This window comes from Ruegeria sp. AA6, assembly GCF_056542865.1.
The window spans coordinates 15,867-35,651 of the sequence record NZ_JBQGAN010000010.1 but is presented as its reverse complement, the minus strand read 5'-3'; the positions used below and the strand labels follow the sequence as shown (position 1 = coordinate 35,651).

22 protein-coding genes are annotated in these 19,785 nt (G+C 57.9%); 14 read left to right on the top strand and 8 right to left on the bottom strand.

The features are described 5' to 3' along the window. Positions 1–13 precede the first annotated feature (13 nt). Positions 14–610, top strand: a complete 597-nt coding sequence (locus ACR0LN_RS13220) for a LolA family protein (RefSeq protein WP_480430213.1) — start codon at positions 14–16, stop codon at positions 608–610. A 12-nt stretch (positions 611–622) separates the two neighbouring features. Here the strand turns inward: ACR0LN_RS13220 and ACR0LN_RS13215 are convergent, their stop codons facing one another. Continuing rightward, positions 623–1,204, bottom strand: coding sequence for a transglycosylase SLT domain-containing protein (locus ACR0LN_RS13215; RefSeq protein ID WP_480430211.1), 582 nt, complete (start codon positions 1,202–1,204; stop codon positions 623–625). 60 nt (positions 1,205–1,264) lie between these two features. Next, on the bottom strand, positions 1,265–2,146 hold the full coding sequence (locus ACR0LN_RS13210; RefSeq protein WP_480430210.1) for an AEC family transporter: 882 nt from the start codon (positions 2,144–2,146) through the stop codon (positions 1,265–1,267). A gap of 80 nt (positions 2,147–2,226) precedes the next feature. Here ACR0LN_RS13210 and hspQ point away from each other — a divergent pair, with 80 nt between their 5' ends. Beyond that, complete coding sequence (hspQ, locus tag ACR0LN_RS13205; RefSeq protein WP_480430365.1) at positions 2,227–2,553, top strand: heat shock protein HspQ; 327 nt, start codon at positions 2,227–2,229, stop codon at positions 2,551–2,553. Between the two features lie 24 nt (positions 2,554–2,577). Here the strand turns inward: hspQ and ACR0LN_RS13200 are convergent, their stop codons facing one another. The 3 genes from ACR0LN_RS13200 to ACR0LN_RS13190 all read right to left on the bottom strand — a co-directional run bounded on the left by ACR0LN_RS13200 (position 2,578) and on the right by ACR0LN_RS13190 (position 5,177). Next, on the bottom strand, positions 2,578–4,155 hold the full coding sequence (locus ACR0LN_RS13200; RefSeq protein WP_480430209.1) for a gamma-glutamyltransferase family protein: 1,578 nt from the start codon (positions 4,153–4,155) through the stop codon (positions 2,578–2,580). Between the two features lie 210 nt (positions 4,156–4,365). After that, positions 4,366–4,806 (bottom strand): ATP-binding protein, encoded by a 441-nt coding sequence (locus tag ACR0LN_RS13195; RefSeq protein WP_480430208.1) that lies wholly within the window; start codon positions 4,804–4,806, stop codon positions 4,366–4,368. Positions 4,807–4,838: 32 nt separating this feature from the next. Then, the gene (locus ACR0LN_RS13190; protein ID WP_480430206.1) at positions 4,839–5,177 is read right to left on the bottom strand and encodes an STAS domain-containing protein; all 339 of its coding nucleotides are present in this window, start codon (positions 5,175–5,177) and stop codon (positions 4,839–4,841) included. Positions 5,178–5,279: 102 nt separating this feature from the next. On the opposite strand from ACR0LN_RS13190, the gene ACR0LN_RS13185 reads away from it, so the two are divergent. Next, positions 5,280–6,452, top strand: a complete 1,173-nt coding sequence (locus ACR0LN_RS13185; RefSeq protein ID WP_480430205.1) for a thiolase family protein — start codon at positions 5,280–5,282, stop codon at positions 6,450–6,452. A 54-nt stretch (positions 6,453–6,506) separates the two neighbouring features. Next, a complete protein-coding gene (locus ACR0LN_RS13180) occupies positions 6,507–6,959 on the top strand; it encodes a GAF domain-containing protein (protein WP_480430204.1) in 453 nt (150 codons plus the stop codon). Between the two features lie 50 nt (positions 6,960–7,009). Here ACR0LN_RS13180 and ACR0LN_RS13175 read toward each other — a convergent pair whose 3' ends face one another. Beyond that, the gene (locus tag ACR0LN_RS13175; RefSeq protein ID WP_480430202.1) at positions 7,010–7,399 is read right to left on the bottom strand and encodes an SHOCT domain-containing protein; all 390 of its coding nucleotides are present in this window, start codon (positions 7,397–7,399) and stop codon (positions 7,010–7,012) included. A gap of 109 nt (positions 7,400–7,508) precedes the next feature. After that, on the bottom strand, positions 7,509–7,778 hold the full coding sequence (locus ACR0LN_RS13170) for a DUF1294 domain-containing protein (protein WP_480430201.1): 270 nt from the start codon (positions 7,776–7,778) through the stop codon (positions 7,509–7,511). A gap of 126 nt (positions 7,779–7,904) precedes the next feature. On the opposite strand from ACR0LN_RS13170, the gene ACR0LN_RS13165 reads away from it, so the two are divergent. From ACR0LN_RS13165 to rarD, 10 genes are all read left to right on the top strand, one after another. Further along, on the top strand, positions 7,905–8,474 hold the full coding sequence (locus tag ACR0LN_RS13165; protein ID WP_480430199.1) for a helix-turn-helix domain-containing protein: 570 nt from the start codon (positions 7,905–7,907) through the stop codon (positions 8,472–8,474). Continuing rightward, positions 8,474–9,097, top strand: a complete 624-nt coding sequence (locus ACR0LN_RS13160) for a LysE family translocator (RefSeq protein WP_480430197.1) — start codon at positions 8,474–8,476, stop codon at positions 9,095–9,097. Before ACR0LN_RS13165 ends, ACR0LN_RS13160 begins: the two co-directional genes overlap by 1 nt. Positions 9,098–9,101: 4 nt before the next feature. Next, entirely contained in the window at positions 9,102–9,470 is a 369-nt protein-coding gene (locus tag ACR0LN_RS13155) for a GFA family protein (RefSeq protein WP_480430196.1), read from the top strand. 28 nt (positions 9,471–9,498) lie between these two features. Then, positions 9,499–11,946 (top strand): GcvT family protein, encoded by a 2,448-nt coding sequence (locus tag ACR0LN_RS13150; protein ID WP_480430195.1) that lies wholly within the window; start codon positions 9,499–9,501, stop codon positions 11,944–11,946. A 16-nt stretch (positions 11,947–11,962) separates the two neighbouring features. Further along, entirely contained in the window at positions 11,963–12,433 is a 471-nt protein-coding gene (locus ACR0LN_RS13145) for a cupin domain-containing protein (RefSeq protein ID WP_480430193.1), read from the top strand. An 18-nt stretch (positions 12,434–12,451) separates the two neighbouring features. Continuing rightward, complete coding sequence (locus ACR0LN_RS13140; protein ID WP_480430191.1) at positions 12,452–13,504, top strand: alcohol dehydrogenase family protein; 1,053 nt, start codon at positions 12,452–12,454, stop codon at positions 13,502–13,504. Between the two features lie 12 nt (positions 13,505–13,516). Then, positions 13,517–14,407 carry a homocysteine S-methyltransferase family protein gene (locus tag ACR0LN_RS13135; protein ID WP_480430190.1) on the top strand — a complete coding sequence of 297 codons (891 nt, stop codon included), beginning with the start codon at positions 13,517–13,519 and terminating at the stop codon, positions 14,405–14,407. Between the two features lie 10 nt (positions 14,408–14,417). Beyond that, complete coding sequence (locus tag ACR0LN_RS13130; protein ID WP_480430189.1) at positions 14,418–15,389, top strand: GlxA family transcriptional regulator; 972 nt, start codon at positions 14,418–14,420, stop codon at positions 15,387–15,389. A gap of 89 nt (positions 15,390–15,478) precedes the next feature. Further along, positions 15,479–17,932, top strand: a complete 2,454-nt coding sequence (locus tag ACR0LN_RS13125; RefSeq protein ID WP_480430187.1) for a GcvT family protein — start codon at positions 15,479–15,481, stop codon at positions 17,930–17,932. A gap of 303 nt (positions 17,933–18,235) precedes the next feature. After that, a complete protein-coding gene (gene rarD, locus ACR0LN_RS13120; RefSeq protein WP_480430363.1) occupies positions 18,236–19,090 on the top strand; it encodes an EamA family transporter RarD in 855 nt (284 codons plus the stop codon). Here the strand turns inward: rarD and ACR0LN_RS13115 are convergent. Then, a complete protein-coding gene (locus tag ACR0LN_RS13115; RefSeq protein WP_480430185.1) occupies positions 19,081–19,785 on the bottom strand; it encodes an SGNH/GDSL hydrolase family protein in 705 nt (234 codons plus the stop codon). The genes rarD and ACR0LN_RS13115 overlap by 10 nt on opposite strands.

The following is a 19,785-nucleotide window of genomic DNA, read 5'->3' as shown; positions in this document are numbered from 1 at the left end:
ATATCTGTGAGGCATGAAACAGATTGCTTTTGCCCTTGCTTTGACCCTGGCCGCACCCGCCGCCTGGGCCGCGGATAAGCTGCCGCTGTCGCAGATCTCTAACTATCTGAACGGTTTGAAGACTGTTCAGACAACATTCACTCAGGTCAACGACGATGGCTCGCTGAGCACGGGAAAGCTGTGGATGCAGCGGCCGGGCAAGATGCGGTTCGAGTATGATCCGCCGAGCAGTGCCGTGGTTCTGGCCAATACGGGGACGGTCCAGATTTTTGATCCGAAATCGAACCAGCCGCCCGAGCAATATCCGTTGAATAGGACGCCGCTGTCACTGGTGCTGGCGCGAAATGTGAATCTGGGGCAGGCGAATATGGTCGTAGGGCATGACTTTGACGGCACCGCCACGGTTGTAACCGCGCAGGATCCCAAGAACCCCGACTCTGGGCGGATTGAGTTGATGTTCACCGACAATCCGATCGAGTTGCGCAAATGGGTGATCCACGACAACGCGGGGACTCAGACAACCGTGCTGCTAGGGCAGTTGAACACAGGTTCCAGCCTAAGCCGTGACTTGTTCACCAAGTCGAATAGGAGCGGCTCAGGCAATCGCTGACCCGCTGACCCATCAGTAACGGCAACCGGACAGTTGCGCCTGATACAGCTTTGCGCGGGCATCCACGTCATTGGCGACGTTCAGAAGCCACGTTTTGCTATAGTGGCTGCCGCGCGCGTAGCCGGTATGACCTTCGTGATAGGCGAGGTACTGGTTGCGCGTGTCGGCGGGGTGAATGCCGTTCCGCTCATAGCTTTTGTTCATGTACCAGCCGATGAAGTCTGATGCATCGCGGATACGATCCCGCTTGGCGCGGCGCTTGCCCGTTTCCTTCTGGTATTGCTCCCACGTGCCGTCCAGCGCCTGACCATAGCCATAGGCGCTGCTTTGGCGGCCCATCGGGATTACACCCAGAACGTATTTATGCGGCGTGCGTGCATCGTGCTTATAGCGGCTTTCCTGATAGATTGTCGCCATCTGCACGTGAACGGGAACGCCCCATTTTCGTTCCGTGCTTTTGAAGGCTTTCATATAATTCGGCCGTTCGCGCGCAATGCTGCACGCGTCATTCAGCTTGCTGGGCGGTTGTTTCGAACCACCCCCACAGGATGCCAAAAGCAGCACCCCGAAGAGTACGATAAGAATTCTGCTCATGTGCCTCGTGCCTTTTTTCTTTATTCTAGCGCAGATTGAGCGTTTAGGAAATCACAATCGTTACAGAACAATAGCTAGAATTAGAGGCAATGCGCCCACGGACAGAGCTGTTGAGACCATGACCATCCCTGCGACTGCGTCGGCATCCGCCTTGAACCTTTCAGCCAGCAGATAGGATGTCACGGCCACGGGCGTGCACATCTGAAGTACCAGAACGCCAAAGGCCTCGGCCTCAAGGTCGAAAGCCACGGCGACGATCCAGCCCAGCACGAAACAGACGGACAGTTTGAGCAATGACAGCCAAACGGCTTTTCCCAAACTGTGCGTGGTCAGGCGCGCGATTGCGACGCCAACTGTCACCAGCATCAGCGGAACGGCCATTTGTCCCAGCAACTCCAATGTGTTGGTCAGAAACAGCGGCGTTTCCCAGCCTTGCCACAGGAAAAGTGCACCCAGGATCGTTGCCCAGACCATCGGCTGGCGGATCACCTGACCGGTGGCACCTTTGCCCGCCACAAGATAGATCCCATAGGTGAAGGAGAACAACGCCGTCACGGCCAGAAAGATCACGGCAAAGCCTAGCCCCGCCTGACCAAATGCAAAAATACACAACGGCAGGCCCAAGTTGCCGGTATTGCCGAAAATCAACGGAGACAGATAGGTGCGCTGTTCCAGTTTCAAGCCTTTAACGATCACCCAGAACACCACCGCCAACAGCAGGTTTGCGAAAATTGTTGCTATGGTGAAACGGGAAAGATCACCGCCGGGAATGTCCGTTTGCATCAGCGCCACAAAGATCAGGCTGGGAACCGCAAGTGTCATGGCAAAGCGGGTGACAAATTGCAGGCGATATTCAAAACCAAGCTTGACCCAAGCAAAGCCGATACCTGCCAGAATAAAGACCGGCGCCGCAATTTCGAACACTGTTAGCAGAAGGTTCACAGACTGTTTCCCTGAATTTCAGATCAATGATTGGCTTTTCGGGCCAGAAAGAGGTAGTAACTGCTTTGGGGGCTGAAACAATGCTTAAGACACATGCCAAATACGGCCTGGGCCAAGTGGTTCGGCACAAAAAGCATCCCTTCCGAGGGGTGATTTTCGATGTGGACCCCGAATTTTCGAACACAGAAGAATGGTATCAGGCCATCCCTGAGGACAGTCGCCCGATAAAAGACCAGCCATTTTATCATTTGCTGGCTGAGAATGACCAATCCTTCTATGTTGCTTATGTTTCAGAACAAAACCTGATCGAGGATCAGTCTGGAGAACCGGTTGAGCACCCCGATATTCCAGATATGTTTGGTCCGTTTGAAAACGGATCATATCCTCTTCACTTTCATCTGAACTAAGCGCGCGAAACCTGGCCTCGGTCATTAATATCCCAGTGCGCATCCGTCTTTTCGCAGGTCGCTTGCGCCGACCAAAACGCCGTTGTCCGAGATTCGTATGGCCTGCGCCCCGCCCAGCGGCGTTTCTGGTATCTCAACATTGTGGCCAATTTCTTGTAATTGTTGCGCAACAATGGGCAAAATTCCGCGTTCCAGTTTCAGCACACCCTTGTCGGCAAAGGCACGGGGCGCATCAATACTGGCTTGTAGGCCAAACCCGTGGTCGATTTGGTTTGATACGAACCGGGCGTGACCAGTGGGTTGATATGCGCCGCCCATTACGCCGAATGGCATCAGCACGCGACCGTCCTGCTTTATGACCCCGGGAATGATCGTGTGCATGGGACGTTTGCCGCCACCAAGTTCGTTTGGATGCCCCGCCTGCAGCGTAAATCCCGCGCCACGATTTTGAAACAAAATGCCGTATTTTTCGGAAGCAATGCCGGATCCAAAGCTGCTAAAAATCGAGTATATGAGCGAGACGGCCATGCGATCCCGGTCCACCACCGTGATATAGACGGTATCTTTATGAATGGCTTCGGTCAGCGGGGCGGCGGCAGGCATCGCATGTTTCGGGTTGATGAGTGCGGCCAGCTTGTCGGCCACAGTCTGGTCCGTAAACCGACCCGCGTGGGTTGTGTGATCGGGATCGGCAATGAACCGGTTACGGGCGTCATAAGCAAGTTTGGAGGCTTCGGCCTCGATATGTAGCCGCTCAACGCCAAACGGGTCCATCTTGGCAAGGTCGAAATTCTTGAGGATGTTCAGCAGCAAAATGGCCGTGGCGCCCTGGCCGTTTGGGGGATGCTCGACCAACTCCATCCCTTTGTATTCACCGCTAACGGGCAGGGTCTCGGTGCATTTGGTGGCAAGAAAGTCCTCGGCCCGGTGGACGCCGCCCATTTGGGTAAGCGCGGAGATCATATCCTCGGCTACGTCGCCGGCATAGAACGCATCCCGACCGCCTCGTGCGATTTGACGCAAAACCTCAGCCTGACCGGGAGAGCGAAAGACTTGCCCGATCTCAGGTACCTCGCCTTTGATCAGATAATGAGCCCGCGCCGCGCCTTGCAGGGTGTCGGCCGCGATTTTCCAGTCAAAGGCGACTCTGGGTGCAACAGGTACACCGGCGTCGGCATAGTGAATGGCGGGTTGCAAAATGGCGTCCAGTCCCAGTTTGCCTTCGGTTTCCGCCAAGTGGCAGAACGCGTCGACGGCGCCCGGGACAGTCACAGCGTCAGCCGTATTAAGCGGTACCGCAGTCAACCCCTGTGCCCTAAGTGCTTCTGCATTCGCGGCAGCAGGCGCGCGACCCGAACCGTTCAAGGCGCGGATTTCATTCTCACCCGCCCGGTTGAACAACACAAAACAGTCGCCACCCAACCCGGTCATTTGAGGTTCACAAATCCCCAGCAGGACTGCTCCGGCAATCGCGGCATCCATCGCGTTGCCACCTTGCTGAAGAATATCCACGGCCACTTTCGCAGCCAGAGGATGCGACGTGGCGCACATCCCTTCTGTCGACAAAACTTCGGACCGGCCCGGAGTATGAAAATCCCGCATGGTACTTTTCCCATTTGAACGCGACGAAGGTATCGCGCGGCCTAGTCTTGTCCAGTCAAATCAATGGGAAGTTCCTCGGCGTCGTTCACTGGGTGGGGGCTGTGACATACGACGCCGAGGGAAGCTATCTGAGCTACAAGACCGACATTGACCCTTGTTTGCGGCGCGACAATGGTTCGATCTGGGCCATATTGTGACCATTCCTAGTTGTCAGGTGGCTTCAGGAAAGTCGAATCGCAACGATAGCCTGTTGCAACCGTTGTCCCGCTCATAGCGGATGTCGCTGGTCAATTCATGGATCAGAAACCAGCCAAACCCCCCTTCGGGCAAGTCATCAAGGGTCTCACCCAAGGCCGCCGGCATGCCGTCAGGCACCCGAAATCCGGGCAGGGGGGTGCCTGTGTCCGAAATCAGAATTTCAAGCCAGTTTTGATGCAGACGACATCTCACCTGCACCCGAGCTGGCGTAATGTCGGCGTAGGCGTGTTCGACCACGTTGTTGATAGCTTCGGCCAGCGCGATTTTTACATCGCCAGCTTTATGTGCAGGAAGCCCCTGTGCGGCCAGCCCGCGGCTGAGTTGCGCAATCCCAGAGCTGGCTTCAGCCTCAGTTGCCGCGAAGCTAAGATCCATACACTTGCCATTACTCATGTGCATCGCGCCTATTCAGATGATAAATCGGGTCAATCTGCAGAGGTCGACAGGGCATCATCCAGCGTCGGGTAGAGTTTGAATACCGTGTCCATGCGGGTCAGTCGAAATACCTTCTCGACAAAGGGGTGCAGACCCGCCAAATCCAGCCTGCGGTCGCTTCCAAGCTGTTTCATCGAGGCTACGATTGCCCCCAACCCGCTTGAGTCGATGAATTCGACGCTGGTTAAATCCAGAACAACTCTGGCCGCGCCACCTTCTGCTTCATTTCGCATGTCTTCTTTGAATTGAATGGCCATAGCCGCATCAATCCGGTCGGAATGCACCTTGATGATTTGGGTTGTGTCGGTCGTTTTACTACTCAGGGCCATGCGCGACGGTCCTTCAATCTGAAATTCGCTAGTAGAAATACGCTAGACGGCAATTCTTACCATTCGGTATCCAAGCTAAGGGAAAACAGGAGGAGCATCGCGATGAAACAGGTCGTTATCGCGGGGGCGGCGCGTACGCCTATGGGGGGATTCCAAGGTATGTTCGACGGTATCGCTGCCGCAGATCTGGGCGGCGCAGCCATTCGAGCCGCGCTACAGGGGGCGGGCGCTGAAACGGTGGACGAAGTTCTGATGGGCTGCGTTTTGCCGGCGGGTCAGGGTCAGGCCCCGGCACGGCAAGCCGGATTCGCGGCTGGTCTGGGCGAGGACGTGCCCGCCACGACCCTGAACAAGATGTGCGGTTCGGGCATGAAGGCCGCCATGATGGCCTTTGATCAGATCGCGCTGGGCCATGCCGATACGATGGTGGCGGGCGGAATGGAGAGCATGACCAACGCACCGTATCTTTTGCCCAAAATGCGCGGTGGAGCCCGCATCGGGCACGGTCAGGTTATCGATCACATGTTTCTGGACGGGCTCGAAGACGCCTATGACAAAGGTCGCTTGATGGGTACGTTTGCCGAGGATTGCGCTGAAGCTTTCCAATTCACCCGTGAGGCGCAGGACGAGTATGCGCTGCAATCCCTGTCCAATGCGTTGGCTGCGCAGAAAAGCGGTGCGTTCGAGGGCGAAATTACCCCGGTGAATTCGCGAACCCGCAAGGGGGAAGTTATCATTGCTCAGGACGAACAACCCCAATCTGCGCGGCCGGACAAAATCCCGACCTTGAAACCGGCGTTCCGCGAGGATGGGACAGTGACGGCGGCAAATTCGTCGTCCATTTCTGATGGCGCAGCTGCGTTGGTTCTGGCCTCTACCGAAGCTGCCGCAGCGCAGGGGCTGACAGTACGAGCGCGGATTGTTGGTCATGCCAGCCATGCACAGGCACCGGGTTTGTTCACGACTGCGCCGGTTCCAGCAGCGCAAAAACTGCTTTCAACCATTGGCTGGTCAAAAGATGATGTGGACCTGTGGGAAGTGAACGAGGCCTTCGCTGTCGTGCCGATGGCCTTCATGCACGAGATGGGGCTGCCACGCGACGTGGTTAACGTAAACGGGGGCGCCTGCGCGCTGGGTCACCCCATCGGCGCATCGGGCGCGCGTATCATGGTTACACTGCTGAACGCTCTGGAAAAACGAAACCTCAAACGAGGCGTGGCCGCAATCTGCATTGGCGGCGGAGAAGGGACGGCTATTGCCATCGAACGCGTTTGACGCTTCAACTTTTTCCACATACTCCCTCGCAAAAATCTGCCAAAAAGCATGACCATGACAGTTGACTACGACGCGCTCGCCAAAACCATTGCTGCCCTGACCGAGGGTGAAACGGATCAGGTTGCCCTGATGGCAACCATTGCATGCGAAGTGCACCATTCGGATGACCGCTTTGACTGGACCGGATTTTATCGTGTAACCGAACCCGGTTTGTTGAAAATTGGCCCCTATCAGGGCGGTCACGGTTGTCTGGTCATCCCCTTTGACCGTGGAGTCTGCGGCGCAGCCGCCCAGACCGAAGAGGTGCAATTGGTCCCGGATGTGGACAATTTCCCCGGCCATATCGCTTGCGCATCTTCGACCCGGTCAGAGCTGGTTTTGCCGGTTTGGGATTCAGAGGGGGCAGTGATCGGCGTGTTCGATATCGACAGCGACCAACCGAATGCCTTCACAGAAGCAGACGCGTCGTCACTGACCGCCATATTGAAAGATGTGTTTGCACAATGAATTCGACCGGGAGGGCTCCCGGTCGACGATGGCAGTGCCTTATCCGCCGATCAGGTCGCCAGAACCTTTGCTTTTTGCGCAGCGAATTCCTCGTCCGTCAGGTGCCCTTTTTCCTTGAGCGCCGCCAGACGTTCAATTTCATCGGCCGCTGAAACGCTTGCAACCGATCGGATATAATCCTTCTGAGCTTCTTCGATCTGGTTCATGGTCTCAACGCTGTGCTGGTGCATTTTATCCCCGCGAACAATGAGATAACACAGCACGCCGAGCCAGGGGATCAGGATCACAAAAGCGATCCACAGGGCCTTGCCGCCGCCGCTCAGGTCCTTTGAGCGGAAGACGTCGGCGACGACCGATATCATCACCCAGAACCAGGCGACCATGAGGAACAGCCAGAAGATTGACCAGACTATATCGAAAAAACCGAGCCCATTTTCCATTTTCGTCTAACCCTTTGTATATTGGTGTTTAATCCATACCTTCAGTGATCATGGAGTGTATCAGACAGTTCGCAATTTGATAATATGTTGATTTGTTAATGAAGGTGGATCACAGGTGATCCAAAAAGGCTCCCCCAGCCAGCACGTAAAACAGGCACACTTGCACCCCTGCAATCGTGAACAACCAGACTGAAAACTCGCGCTTGCGCGTCTTGTGCCGGAACATCCAACGTCCCATCAGTGCGCCGGGGCTGCCTCCAAGCGCGGCCAGCCATAATAAGCGGCGTTCGGTAATTCTGCCTTTGCGACGTCGTGCGCGGGCCTTGTCCCAGCCAAAGGCCAACAGGGTCAGGGTGTTAACGGCCCAAAGGTAGATCACTGCGCTCCACATGGCTGAGGCATACCAAGCCGGTGTGTTGCCGCAAATGAAAAAATGCTTGGAAATTTCACGATTCTACGTCATCGTGAAAAACAGGGTAAAAATTTCACGAGATTCGGAACGGCGATGAACACTCAGGCCCCGCAAAGCGCGACACTCGGTGCGGATATCCGCGCCCTGCGCAAGGCGCGAGGGCTGACGCTGACCGAGATTGCAGAGCGGCTGAACCGCTCGGTCGGGTGGCTCAGCCAGGTTGAGAGGGACATGTCCGACCCGTCGATCTCGGATCTGCGCCAGATTGCAGAATGCCTGGATGTTCCGATGTCGATGCTGTTCGCGCATTCCTCGGTTCCGGCAAACGAGCAGGGCTATGTTGTCCGGGCTGGATCGCGTCGACCGATGGGCGCGGATGAAGAAGGGCTGATTGAGGAACTCCTTTCGCCCGACCTGACCGATGATTTTGTGATGGTGCATTCCACCTTCAAGCCGCGTTCGAAAATGCAAACCCCGGCGAACCGCCCAACGCAAGAGGTCGGGTACATGGTGTCCGGGCGTCTGGACCTGACGATCGGACAGCATAAATTCACCGTCGGTCCGGGTGACAGCTTCCGCATCAAACAAGAACATTACCAATGGGCAAACCCTTATAATGAGCCTGCCGTGACCGTTTGGGTCATCGCCCCTCCGGTTTACTGATGAGCTTCGAGGCATGGACCATATTCGCATTGTTCTGGGTGGTGTTCGTCACCACTCCGGGGCCGAATGCGGTCAACTGTATCTCAAACGGGATGAGCCTGCCGTTTCCCAAGGCGATGCTGGGCGTGTCGGCGATCCTGACACAAGCCAGCGCGTTTCTGATCCTGTCGGCGCTGGGCATCACCGCGCTGATCGCCGCGTCACCGACCGGATTTTTCATCGCCAAGCTTGTGGGTGCCGGATTCCTGATCTGGGTCGGTATCCGCGGTTGGATGAACGCGACCAAACCCGCGCCCGCCTCTGAGCGCCCCGCGCGGCATGTCTATCTGCACGCGCTGGCCGTGGCGACGATCAATCCCAAAAGCGTGGCTGGATACCTTGCTGCCTTTTCGCAATTCGTGCAGCCCGACGTGCCGATCTGGCAGCAGATGGGGGTGATCATGCCGACTGCGCTGGTCATCACCACGCTCAGCTATACCGGGTTCACCCTACTAGGCGCGGTGATGGGCAAGGCAGCGCTGGGGGCTGTGTTCAACATTTGGGTCCGCCGTGTGATGGCGACCTGTTTCATCATCTATGGCGTGTTGCTGGGTGCCAGTTCCACGCCCGCAGCAAGGGGGTAATCACATGCACACCGGTTCCTGCCTTTGCGGCGCAGTCGCGTTTACCATCGACGGAGAGCTGTCGCCGCCATCCGCCTGCCACTGCGGCCAGTGTCGCAAGCAATCGGGTCATATCTGGGCCTCGACCTCGACCCATCAGGACAACCTGAGTTTCTCGTCCAGCGATCCGCTACGCTGGTTCCGCGCCTCGGACATTGCCCGACGCGGGTTCTGCAGTGAATGCGGCTCTTTCCTGTTCTGGCAGCACAACGAAGAAGACACGATTTCGATCTCGATGGGGGCGCTCAGCGAACCTACGGGCCTGAAACTCTCAAAGCACATCTTTGTCGCTGACAAAGGTGACTATTACGACATCTCAGACGATCTGCCCTAGCGGGCACACTAACAGAGGATCAAAACACATGAGTGATTTTCCAACCAAGGCCCGTGTGGTCATCATCGGTGGCGGCGTCGTGGGCTGCTCGTCCCTGTATCATCTGGCCAAGAAGGGCTGGACCGATTGCGTTCTGCTGGAAAAGAACGAACTGACCGCCGGGTCCACATGGCACGCGGCGGGCAACGTTCCGACATTCTCGACCTCGTGGGCGATCATGAACATGCAGCGCTATTCGACCGAGCTGTATTCGCGCTTGGCCGAAGAGGTCGACTACCCGATGAACTACCACGTTTCGGGATCAATCCGTCTGGCGCACAGCAAGGAACGGATGCAGGAGTTCGAGCGTGCCATGTCGATGGGCCTCTATCAGGGCATCCCGATGGAGATGTGGACGCCGGAAGAGGCCAAGGAACGCTATCCGTTCATGGAAACGCACGACCTGGAAGGTGTGCTGTACGACCCGACCGACGGTGACATCGACCCGGCGCAGTTGACGCAGGCTCTGGCCAAGGGCGCACGCGATCTGGGCCAGAAGATCATCCGTTTCTGCCCGGCGACTGGTGTGACGCTGCATGACGACGGTACGTGGACCGTGCATACCGATCAGGGTGACATCGCCTGTGATTACGTTGTGAACGCAGCCGGTTACTATGCGCAGCGTGTGGGCGAGATGTTCAAGCCATACGGCGGTCGAACCGTGCCCGCGATGGTCATGAGCCACCAGTATCTTCTGACCGACGAAGTGCCCGAGGTCGAGGCATGGTCGAAAGACCATGGCGGCAAGCTGCCCCTGCTGCGCGACGTGGATATCTCGTACTACCTGCGGCAAGAGAAGAACGGCTTCAACCTCGGCCCCTATGAGCCCAACTGCAAGGGCCACTGGATGACCGAAGACGACCCGATGCCCGAGGATTTCAGCTTCCAACTCTGGAACGACGATCTGGACCGCATCGAGGACATCGTCACCGACGCGATGGAGCGGGTGCCGCTGATGGCAACTTCGGGCGTGGGGCGCGTGATCAACGGCCCGATTCCGTATGCACCGGACGGTCTGCCGCTGATTGGACCGATGCCGGGTGTGAAAAACGCGTTTGAGGCACACAGCTTTACCTTCGGCATCGCGCAGGGCGGTGGCGCAGGCAAGGTGCTGGCCGAATGGATCGTCGATGGTCACACCGAGTGGGATATGTGGGCGGTCGATCCGCGCCGCTACACCGACTACACCGATCAGGACTACTGCAACCAGAAGGGCATGGAAGTCTATGGCAACGAATACGCCATGCACTTCCCCCACCACGAATGGCCTGCCGCGCGCGACAAGAAGCTGTCGCCCGTGCATGCCAAGGTGAAGGAACTGGGCGGCGTAATGGGTGTCTACAACGGCTGGGAGCGCGCCAACTGGTTCGCCAAGCCGGGCGATGACACATCGCTGGAGGCCACCCACACCTGGGGCCGTTCCGGTCCGTGGGAGCAGCGGGTTAAAGAGGAATGCGAGGCCGTGCGGGACGACTGTGGAGTGCTGGATCTGCCAGGCTTCTCGCGCTTCAAGGTCACAGGAGAGGGCGCCGCTGAGGCGCTGCGCGGTCTCGCATCCGGTGGTCTGCCAAAAGTTGGTCGGATCAACCTGATCTACATTGCAGACGACCGGGGCCGTATCCTGACCGAGATGTCCTGTATCCGTCTGGGCGAGGATGAGTTCGTTCTGATCACCGCCGCCACGGCGCAGTGGCACGACCGTGACATCCTGATGAACGCCATGCCCGCCAGCGTGACGGTCGAGGATGTAACCACGACCCGCGACACTCTGATCGTCACCGGCCCGAATTCACGTACGCTTCTGTCGGGCATGACCGATGCGGACCTGTCCTCGGGCTGGCTGACCCATCAATCTGCAAAGGTGGCCGGTCAGGATGCCTTCCTGATCCGTGTGTCCTTTGCCGGTGAATTGGGCTGGGAAGTGCATGCGCTGAACGAGGATATGCCCGCGATCTACAACGCGATCATTGACGCCGGAGCCAAACCGTTCGGGATGTACGCCCTGAACTCTCTGCGCATCGAAAAGGGCTATCGCGCATGGAAAGGCGATCTGAGCACCGATTACTCGTTGCTTGAGGGCGGGCTGGAACGGTTCGTCAAGCTGGACAAGCCGCAGGACTTCCCCGGCAAGGCCGCGATCCTGAACGAAAAGCAGCAAGGTGTGAAGAAGTCCTTTGTCACACTGACCGTGGATGCGGGCGACTGCGACGCGCCTTACATGTCCTGCATTTGGCAGGGTGATCAGATCGTGGGTGAAACCACCTCGGGCGCATGGGGCTATCGCGTGGGCAAATCCATCGCGCTGGGCATGATCAAGTCCGAGCTTGCCAACCCCGGCACCGAGCTTGAGGTGGAAATCTACGGCGAGAGACGCCGCGCTGTGGTACAAGAGGACCAGCCGCTCTGGGATCCGCAGAACGAGCGGCTGCGCGCGTAACACCCGCGGAGGTGCCATGAGCAAGCGATACACCAAACTGGGGCCCGGAGAGGGCCCCAACTATGACTGGGAGAATGACCACACCTTCGTGAAGGTTTCTGGTCAGGATACAGATGGCGCTTACACGCTCATGGAAGACAATCTGAAGGCCAGCTTCGCGCTTGGCCTTCATCGCCATGATACCCACGCCGAAACCTTTTATTTTCTGGAAGGTGAGGTGGATTTCTATGTCGATGGCGATTGGCATCGCTGCAAGGCGGGCACCACGATCCATGTGCCACCGGGTGTTCCACATGCCGGCCGAGTGGCCAAGGGCAAACCGGCGCGGATGTTGATGATCTTTCAGCCCGCAGGGTTTGACGGGTTTCTTGCAGAACTTGCGAAAATGAGCGAAGCCGATTTCGCTGATGAGGCAAAAATGGCCGCGCTGAATGCCCGTTACGACATTATCCCAATGGGCCCGGTTCCGCCACATCCGGACGATTAGACGTAAAGGCAAGGCCCGATGACAACCCCTAAAACCATGTCTGGCGTTTACCTGACACATCACGGTGGGCCTGAAGCGCTGGAGTGGCGCGACGATATACCGGTGCCTGTGCCGGGACCGGGACAGGTATTGGTGCGCGTAATGGCAGCGGGGGTCAACAATACCGATATCAATACGCGCGTTGGATGGTATTCTTCGGATGTGACCGGCGCGACTGATGCCGTGGATCAGGACGTCGAGGCCGGAGGTTGGGGCGGTGCGCTGCAATTCCCACGCATTCAGGGTGGCGATCTGTGTGGTGTCGTTGAAGCCGTTGGCCCCGAAGCCGGGTTCAAGCCGGGTCAGCGTGTGACTTGCCCGATCAACTTGCCGCGCCCACGTCCGGGCCATCCGACAGGCTTCATCGCTTTGGGGTCAGAAATCGACGGGGCGTTTGCTCAGTACTGTCTGGTTGAGGCTGCGGATTTGTATGACGTGACCACCTCGCCCCTGTCAGATGTGGAAATCGCGGCTATTCCCTGCGCCTTTGGCACGGCGGAAAACCTGCTGACCCGCGCAAATGTGACCGCAGGGCAAAAGGTGCTGATCACCGGGGCTTCCGGCGGAGTCGGTCTGGCCGCCGTGCAGCTTGCAGCGTTGCGAGGGGCGACGGTTTGGGGTGTGACCAGCCCGACCAAATCCGAAGTGGTCAAATCTCAGGGCGCAGTCGACACGTTTGGCCGCGACGCGGTGCTGCCTGCGGATATGTTCGATGTGGTGATCGACGTTGTCGGCGGCGCGGCATGGCCGGGCCTGATTCTTGCGCTGAAACCGGGCGGTCACTATGCCGTTTCGGGCGCCATTGCCGGACCGATCGTGCAGGCCGATCTGCGCGATATTTACTTGCGCGACATCACCATTCACGGATGCACCCATCAGGCGTTCGACGTGTTCGGGCGACTGGCCGAAATGATCAATGCCGGTCGGATCAGGCCCTTGATCTCAAAGACCTATCCGTTAAAGGACATCGCCACCGCGCAGGCGGATTTTCAATCCAAAGCGTTTCCGGGCAAACTTGTTCTGATTCCCTGAATAGGCTGAGACATGGCGAATATCACTTTATTGGACGGCTCAATCGGGCAGGAACTGGTCAAGCGCAGCGGTGACCGAGCGACGCCTCTGTGGTCGACGCGGGTGATGATCGACTACCCGGATTTGGTCGGGGATGTTCATGCCGAGTATTTTCGCCGCGGTGCGACAGTTGCCACCACCAACACATATGCCGTCCACCGCTCCCGGCTTGAGCGGGTGGGACTGGAAGGGCAACTTGCCGAATTGGTCAAAACGGCGCTTTCGCAGGCCGAGCGTGCGCGCAACGCCGGAGGGCGCATCGCCGGCGCACTTGGTCCATTGCTGGCGTCCTACCGGCCTGACCTGAACCCGGATGTCAGCGAGGCTGAGGTCAAATTTGCCGAACTCGTGGGTTTGATGGCAGATCGCGTGGATTTGTTCCTGATAGAAACTGTGTCGTCTGTGCAGGAGGCCGAGGGCGCTCTGCGTGGCACAGCGCAAGCTGGAAAACCTGTGTGGCTGGCGTTGTCTGTGATGGATGAGGATGGCACGCGTTTGCGCTCGGGCGAGCTGTTGTCCGATGTTGCGCCGGTTGTGGAACGTTTTGAGCCAGATGCGGTGTTGATCAACTGTTCCCGCCCCGAGGCTATTCCTGCGGCGTTGGAGATCATTGCAAAAATGGGTCGCCCGTTTGGCGCCTATGCCAACGGTTTCGTCGGGATCTCACAAAAGTTCCTAGAAGACGCGCCCACCGTTGATGCGTTGGAACAGCGGCAGGATTTGGGACCAGAAGCCTACGCCGAACACGCCATGACTTGGGTGGCGCAGGGCGCGACCATTGTTGGGGGGTGTTGCGAGGTCGGCCCGGATCACATAGAAGCACTGGCACATCGGCTACGAGATGCCGGTCATCAGATTGTCTGAGACGTAAGCGATGCCGAAACTCTCTGACACGTCACCAAAAACACCGCAGCATTTCGATATTCTCGTGGCACCCGGCTATGTGCTTTTGGAGCTGGCGTCACTGGTCGAGGTGCTGCGGTTGGCCAATCGTGTGTGTCCGACCCCGCCGTTCACGTATACCTATCGGTCGCTCAAAGGTGGTCCGATTGCCAGCAGCAGCGATGCGGTCGTGCAGACAGAAGCCGTGCTGGCGCAGCCCAAGGCTGATTACCTTTTCGTCATCGGCAACTGCGACCCGGATCATCCTGACCTGTCGCTGAGTCGTGTGGTGTCCGATTACACCTTTCGCGACGCCAAGGTGTTTCTGCTGGCCGAAGCCGCCAGTCGCTATATCGACGAACAGGGCGCTGACGATATGGCAACTCATTGGGAAAACGCCTCATTCCTGCGCGAACGCGGCGCGCGGTTCGAGGCCAAGCTGTCCATTGCCACCGAACAAGGCGCGGTAGTGACGTGTGCGGGGATGGAGGCGACAACAGACGTGGCGCTTGCCGTGATTGGTCGCCATATCTCGGGGCCCGCCAAGATGACCGTGGCCGATATCATGCTGCACGAAAACATCCGCGATTTTTCCTCGATGCAACCATTTTCCGGCGCGAAACTGACCTCGACCGGGGATGCCAGGCTGGATCAATGCATCAAGCTGATGCAGGCCAATATCGAAGACCCGCTGCCGATCAACCAGATCGTCGATTCGCTGCACCTGTCGAACCGGTCGCTTGAGCGTAAGTTCAAAACCTTCTTCGGCACTACGCCCAACGGGTTTTATCGCGAAATGCGGTTGGCCAAGGCCAATAACCTGCTGCTGAACACCACCATGAGCGTTCGCGAAATCGGTCTTGCCTGCGGCTTTCCCAACGGTTTTTCCTCGGTTTACAAGAGCTTCTTTGGTGTCACTCCTTTTGTAGTACGACGGGAAAAGCGGGCGTCCTCACAAAGGTGAAAATCACCAATGGCGTGACGGTTTTCGTGCATTTACTGTCGGTCTTTCGTGGCAATTTGACCCAAACCTGACACAGCGGAGATTTCAGGATGGTTGATCTTCCCAGCAAGGCCCGAGTGGTCATCATCGGAGGCGGCGTCATCGGATGCTCGGTCGCGTATCATTTGACCAAGAAGGGCTGGAAAGACGTTGTGCTGCTGGAGCGCAAGCAGCTGACCAGCGGCACGACTTGGCACGCTGCCGGCCTGATCGCACAACTACGCGCAACGGCGAACATGACCAAACTGGCGAAATACAGCCAGGAACTTTATGGCTCGCTGGAAGAGGAAACCGGCGTTGCCACTGGTTTCAAACGCTGCGGGTCGATCACAGTTGCACTGTCCGAAGATCGCAAGGAAGAGATCTACCGTCAGGCCGCCATGGCCCGTGCCTTTGGGGTTGAGGTCGAAGAGATTTCGAACGAGCGCGTGCAGGAGTTGTATCCGCATATCAACCTCGAAGGTGTCAAAGGGGCCGTTTACCTGCCGCTCGATGGGCAGGGAGACCCGGCAAACATCGCCTTGGCGCTGGCCAAGGGCGCACGCCAACGCGGCGCAGTCGTGAAAGAGCGCGTGAAAGTCGCCGATATTGTCAAACAGGGGCGCAAGGTGACCGGCGTGGATTGGGTTGCCGATGATGGCAGCGCCTCGGGCCATATCGAATGCGACATGGTGGTGAACTGTGCTGGTATGTGGGGTCATGAAGTTGGCCGGATGGCAGGCGTGAACGTACCACTGCATGCGTGCGAACACTTCTATATCGTCACCGAGAATATCGAGGGCATGACCCAATTGCCGGTTCTGCGGGTGCCGGATGAATACGCCTACTACAAGGAAGATGCGGGCAAAATCCTGTTGGGTGCATTTGAGCCCGAGTCGAAACCCTGGGCGATGGACGGCATCCCGGAATCCTTCGAGTTCGACCAACTTCAGGAAGATTTCGACCATTTCGAACCGATCCTGGAAAAAGCGGTCGAGCGTGTGCCGCTGCTGGCGGAGGCCGGGATTCATACATTCTTCAACGGCCCGGAATCTTTTACGCCAGACGACGCCTATCATCTGGGTCTCGCGCCCGAGATGGACAATGTCTGGGTCGCGGCAGGCTTCAACTCGATCGGTATCCAGTCCGCCGGTGGCGCAGGCATGGCGCTGGCCGAGTGGATGGACAGCGGTGAGAAACCGTTCGATCTGGGCGACGTCGACATCAGCCGGATGCAGCCGTTTCAGGGCAATAAAAAGTACCTGTTCGAGCGTTCGAAGGAAACACTGGGCCTGCTTTATGCGGATCACTACCCCTACCGCCAAAAGGCTACTGCGCGCGGTGTGCGTCGTACCCCGTTCCACCACCAACTGCTGGAACAGGGCGCTGTGATGGGCGAACTGGCCGGTTGGGAACGCGCCAACTGGTTTGCCAATGAAGGGCAGGAGCGGGAGTATCAATACAGCTGGAAGCGCCAGAACTGGTTTGAGAATTCGGCAGCAGAACACCGTGCCATTCGCGAGAATGTGGGCATGTATGACATGTCGTCCTTCGGCAAAATCCGCGTTGAAGGGCCGGATGCCGAGAAGTTCATGAACTACATCGGCGGTGGCGATTACTCGGTGCCCAACGGCAAGATCGTCTACACTCAGTTCTTGAACCGCACCGGTGGGATTGAGGCAGACGTTACCGTCACCCGCCTGACCGAAACAGCCTATCTGGTCGTCACCCCGGCGGCGACCCGTCTGGCCGACCAAACCTGGATGATGCGCCATGCGGGCAATTTCAACGTGGCGATCACAGAGGTGACAGCAGGCGAAGGCGTTCTGGCTGTCATGGGCCCCAACGCGCGCGCGCTGTTGGAAAAGGTCTCACCCGCTGATTTCTCGAACGCGACCAACCCGTTCGGCACCGCGCAAGAGGTTGAGATTGGCATGGGACTCGCCCGCGTCCACCGCGTGACCTATGTGGGTGAGCTTGGATGGGAGGTTTACGTCTCGTCTGATATGGCTGGTCATGTCTTTGAAACCCTGCACGAGGCCGGGCAGGACATGGATCTGAAACTCTGCGGTATGCACATGATGGACAGCTGCCGGCTCGAAAAGGGTTTCCGCCATTTCGGCCACGATATCACCTGCGAAGACCACGTGGTTGATGCGGGCCTCGGCTTTGCCGTCAAGGTTGACAAGGGCAGCGACTTCATCGGGCGTGAGGCGGTGATTGCGCGCAAGGAGAGCGGGCCGAAAAACCGCCTTGTACAGTTCAAGCTGACCGATCCCGAACCACTGCTGTTCCACAACGAACCGATCGTGCGGGACGGTGAGTATGTGGGGTATCTGAGTTCGGGCAACTACGGCCACACGTTGGGTGGAGCCATCGGTCTGGGCTATGTGCCTTGCGAAGGAGAAAAGGCAGCTGACGTGCTGGCCTCGACTTATGAGATCGACGTGTGCGGTGTGAAGGTTAAGGCTGAGGCTTCGTTGAAGCCGATGTACGACCCGAAATCGGAACGGGTGAAGGTCTGACCTGGGCAGGGGGCTCTGCCCCCGCCGCCCGTACCGGGCGACTCCCCCGAGATATTTACAGCCAGATGAAGCTGGGGATCCGTTCTTCATCTGGCTGTAAATATCTCGGAGCGCGAGGCAGAGCCTCGCATATCCAAAGGTGTGAACCTGCGCGACGTATCAGAATTTCTGATGGCTGACTTCACAGTTTTCACGGTTTCCAAACCCGTTTGAATTGCCGTAGAGAAAAACGGTATCAGTCGGAGACCCGCCGTGGCAGACACTCCTATTCCGCCAAACAATGAAGACACGCCGAAAGGCTTGATGTTGGCTGTTACAGCCTATGTCCTTTGGGGCTTTCTGCCGCTGTATATGAAGGCCATGGCGCATATAGGCCCGGTTGAGATCGTGGCGCATCGCATCATTTGGTCGGTACCCATAGCTGGGGTGTTGTTGGTGGCATTGGGTCGCACACGAGATCTGAAGGCGGCGCTGGCGAATCCAAAGATGTTGGCGATGGCCTGTTTGACTGCGGCCCTAATCTCGGTGAACTGGGCGATTTACGTTTGGGCGATTGCCAGCGGAAATGCTTTGGATGCGGCGCTGGGGTATTACATCAACCCACTGTTCAGTATCGCATTGGGAGCCGTTTTGTTGCGCGAGCCTTTGACGAAAACGCAGCTGATGGCCGTGGCAATTGCGGCGTTAGGGGTGTTGGTTCTGGTTGTCGAGGCCGGAAGCCTTCCTTGGGCTGCACTAGGTCTGATGGTGTCCTGGGGGTTCTATGCCTTTTTCAAACGGTCGCTGCCCATTGGTCCCAATCAAGGCTTTTTGCTTGAGGTACTGATCCTGCTTATTCCGGCACTGGCCTATGTCACCTGGCTGGGTGCGCAGGGAACGGGGCATTTTGGATTAGGTGCCACCGATACTATGCTGCTTGCCGGAGCGGGTGTGGTGACAGCTGTGCCTTTGCTGGTCTATGCAAACGGGGCCAAGCTGGTGCGGTTGTCCACGATGGGAATACTGCAATACATCGCGCCAACCATGATCTTTATCACCGCCATCACGGTGTTCGGGGAACAGATCGGTCGTGGGCGGATGATCGCGTTCCCGCTGATTTGGATGGCACTAGTGGTCTATTCGATACCGATGATCCGGCAGATGCGGGCTCAGGCCTGACGCAGTAGCTGCGCGGCCTCATCGGCCCAGATGGCATAGGTTTTGGGACTAGGATGATAGCCGTCCGGCGCCGCCAGGGCCGGGTCGTCTGGCAGGTTCAAGGCCAAGTGACGAGCTTGCGGAAAACTGGTCGCGACCTGCTGTAAACCTTGATTCAGCCGCTCTGCCTGACGCCCCAATACCCAAGCCAAAGGCTGCGGCAAGGCCGGGAAACGGTTCATTTGTGGAACACCGGTCACCACCAGACGCCGCACGCCCATCGGGCCGGTCAGAAGTTCCAACAATTGCCCTTGCCGCTCAACAAAGCGTCTGCGCGTCACGCCCCGGGTGACGTCATTGACGCCAAGCGCGGTGACAGCCATGTCGAACTTCGTGTTCAGCCCACGCAGCCGGTCGATTGTGTCCTGCGTCGTGTGCCCGGTTGTCGCCTCAAGCCGCCATTCCACGGTATAATGCCTGGCCAGCCGGGCCACCAACTGCCCTGAGAGCGCTTGCGTCTGTGTCCCTGCGCCGACCCCGGCGGCAGAGCTGTCTCCGGCGATCAACAGGCGTAGCCGAGGGCCGCGCCCGTCGCGCCCTTCGCGCGGGCCAATGGGTTCCGGAAGCAGTTGTGCCTTGCGACGTACCGAAACGCCCTGCGCTGCCAGAACCGGCAGCAAAGGCAGGCGCAGCAATTGATCCGCGGCAACAGGCAT

Bases quoted from the DNA above. Each gene is read 5' to 3' on its own strand.
- ACR0LN_RS13165 (WP_480430199.1), top strand. From the start codon at position 7,905: ATGAACACTCAGGCCCCGCAAAGCGCGACACTCGGTGCGGATATCCGC.
- ACR0LN_RS13115 (WP_480430185.1), bottom strand. From the start codon at position 19,785: ATGCCTGTTGCCGCGGATCAATTGCTGCGCCTGCCTTTGCTGCCGGTT.
- ACR0LN_RS13135 (WP_480430190.1), top strand. From the start codon at position 13,517: ATGGCGAATATCACTTTATTGGACGGCTCAATCGGGCAGGAACTGGTC.
- ACR0LN_RS13190 (WP_480430206.1), bottom strand. From the start codon at position 5,177: ATGGCCCTGAGTAGTAAAACGACCGACACAACCCAAATCATCAAGGTG.
- ACR0LN_RS13215 (WP_480430211.1), bottom strand. From the start codon at position 1,204: ATGAGCAGAATTCTTATCGTACTCTTCGGGGTGCTGCTTTTGGCATCC.
- ACR0LN_RS13130 (WP_480430189.1), top strand. From the start codon at position 14,418: ATGCCGAAACTCTCTGACACGTCACCAAAAACACCGCAGCATTTCGAT.
- ACR0LN_RS13125 (WP_480430187.1), top strand. From the start codon at position 15,479: ATGGTTGATCTTCCCAGCAAGGCCCGAGTGGTCATCATCGGAGGCGGC.
- hspQ (WP_480430365.1), top strand. From the start codon at position 2,227: ATGCTTAAGACACATGCCAAATACGGCCTGGGCCAAGTGGTTCGGCAC.
- ACR0LN_RS13195 (WP_480430208.1), bottom strand. From the start codon at position 4,806: ATGAGTAATGGCAAGTGTATGGATCTTAGCTTCGCGGCAACTGAGGCT.
- ACR0LN_RS13140 (WP_480430191.1), top strand. From the start codon at position 12,452: ATGACAACCCCTAAAACCATGTCTGGCGTTTACCTGACACATCACGGT.
- ACR0LN_RS13145 (WP_480430193.1), top strand. From the start codon at position 11,963: ATGAGCAAGCGATACACCAAACTGGGGCCCGGAGAGGGCCCCAACTAT.
- ACR0LN_RS13155 (WP_480430196.1), top strand. From the start codon at position 9,102: ATGCACACCGGTTCCTGCCTTTGCGGCGCAGTCGCGTTTACCATCGAC.
- ACR0LN_RS13200 (WP_480430209.1), bottom strand. From the start codon at position 4,155: ATGCGGGATTTTCATACTCCGGGCCGGTCCGAAGTTTTGTCGACAGAA.
- ACR0LN_RS13185 (WP_480430205.1), top strand. From the start codon at position 5,280: ATGAAACAGGTCGTTATCGCGGGGGCGGCGCGTACGCCTATGGGGGGA.
- ACR0LN_RS13150 (WP_480430195.1), top strand. From the start codon at position 9,499: ATGAGTGATTTTCCAACCAAGGCCCGTGTGGTCATCATCGGTGGCGGC.
- ACR0LN_RS13175 (WP_480430202.1), bottom strand. From the start codon at position 7,399: ATGGAAAATGGGCTCGGTTTTTTCGATATAGTCTGGTCAATCTTCTGG.
- ACR0LN_RS13160 (WP_480430197.1), top strand. From the start codon at position 8,474: ATGAGCTTCGAGGCATGGACCATATTCGCATTGTTCTGGGTGGTGTTC.
- rarD (WP_480430363.1), top strand. From the start codon at position 18,236: ATGTTGGCTGTTACAGCCTATGTCCTTTGGGGCTTTCTGCCGCTGTAT.
- ACR0LN_RS13220 (WP_480430213.1), top strand. From the start codon at position 14: ATGAAACAGATTGCTTTTGCCCTTGCTTTGACCCTGGCCGCACCCGCC.
- ACR0LN_RS13180 (WP_480430204.1), top strand. From the start codon at position 6,507: ATGACAGTTGACTACGACGCGCTCGCCAAAACCATTGCTGCCCTGACC.